Source organism: Mycobacterium sp. E183 (assembly GCF_001667735.1).
Taxonomy (GTDB): domain Bacteria; phylum Actinomycetota; class Actinomycetes; order Mycobacteriales; family Mycobacteriaceae; genus Mycobacterium.
Genome location: NZ_LZJN01000174.1, coordinates 1 through 958 on the forward strand (window position 1 = coordinate 1; position 958 = coordinate 958).

A 958-nucleotide genomic window follows, 5' to 3' on the forward strand; every position below is an offset into this window, starting at 1 on the left:
CATGGGCACCAGCGTGCCGCCGGCAGTCAGGGCCTTACCGGCGGCGGCCTCCAACTCCTGCAACGTGGTGCTCACCACGATCGACACCGGCAGCCCGTTATGGGAGCCCAAGTCCCCCGATGCTAAGAGTCCGCGCAGCCCGGCCAGGAAGGCGTCGTGGTGGCGTTGCGCCGTGCTGCGGGTGTCGCGGCGCACCGCGTCCTGATCGGGTGTCGCGTCGACCACCGGGATTTCGTCGTCGGGGTTGCACACCCCGGGCGCGGCCAGCTTGGCCAGCATGGCCTCGATGGCGGCCCGCAGCTCCGGGGTGACCAGCCCGCTGAGGCGCGACATGCCGTCGAAGTCCTGAGCGCCCAGGGCGATCCCGCGCTTGCGGGCCCGCTCGGCATCGCTGAATTCCCCGTCGGGGTGCAGCCAATCCATCACCCGCTTCGCGTATCGAGCCAATTCGTCGGGCCGATAAGCGCCGGCCTTGGCGGCCAAGTCGGCTTCGGCGGCTTGGCGGGTCAGGGCGTCGATGGCATCGGGCAGGTGGGCCAAGAAGTCGCGGATCACGTTGATGTGGCCCTCGCCGATGAGCCCGTCGCGTTGGCCGGCCGCGGTCGCAGTCAGCTTGGGTGCCAGCGGTTCACCGGTCAGCGCCCGGCGCTCGCCGAGGTCGGCGGCTTCGGCGATGCGCCGGGCGGCCTCAGCCTTGGTGATGCGCAACCGGTCGGCCAACCCCACCCGCAGCGAGCCGCCCATCTCTTCGGGGCTGGCCTGCGCGTCGAGTTGGTTGATCAGCGCGTGCTGGGGTGTACGCAGCCGGCGGGCGACGCTTTCCACCCGCTCCAAAGCCCGCAACCGTTCCGGGGTGGTGAGCACGTCAAAAGACATGGCGCACAGGCGGTCCGCGTCGCCGTCGAGCGCGTCGATAGCGTCGACGATCTCCTCACGACTGGCCTCCATACCTCAAACT

Annotated in this window: 1 protein-coding gene; it reads right to left on the reverse strand. The window is 70.1% G+C overall.

All coding sequences use genetic code 11. The annotated features are described in order from the left end of the window. The coding region (locus A5691_RS20895; protein ID WP_068019015.1) for a 13E12 repeat family protein at positions 1-948 on the reverse strand (948 nt) is incomplete at its 3' end. Between the last annotated feature and the right edge of the window lie 10 nt (positions 949-958).